General features: G+C 80.8%; 1 pseudogene. It reads right to left on the reverse strand.

The features are described from left to right. A pseudogene (locus ACYVJ4_RS09865) lies at nucleotides 1-462 on the reverse strand (hypothetical protein); the annotation flags it as partial. Nucleotides 463-547 lie beyond the last annotated feature (85 nt).

Raw genomic sequence — 547 nt, forward strand, 5'->3', positions numbered from 1 at the left:
GCTGGCGGCGAGCACCAGCGCGGCGAGCCCGCCGTCGTCCAGGCCGGGCAGCGGCGCACCGGCCGCCTCCGCGTCGACCACGGCGGCTGCGAGCGCCGGTGACGCGGCGAGCAGCGCCTCGACCGCTGCCGGGTCGGCCCGCCAGAGCAGTCCCACCACGTCACCGCCGGGCGAGACCGCCGGCACGGCAGGGGCGAACGATGCCGCGACCTCCTGCTCGACGCTCGTGTACCGGCGGGCCACCAGCGCGACCACCGCGGCCAGGGCCCGCAGCCGGTCGAGCACCGCCAGGCAGCGCCGGACGACGGCACCGAGGGCCGCGGCGACGTCCGGGTCGCGCCCCACCGGCCCGACCGGCGCGGCGCGCACCACGGCGGTCGCTCCCTCCCACCGGGTGCCGAGCCCCACCACCCCGGCGGCCAGCGCGTCGAGCTCGGTGACGTCGACCTCGACCGGCCTCACCGGGGCGCGCCGCGGACGAGCGCGTCCGCCGCCGCACCGACGTCGGCGGCGGCGGCGTGCAGCTCGGACGCCAGCTCGCCAGCGA

Source organism: Angustibacter peucedani (assembly GCF_054779595.1).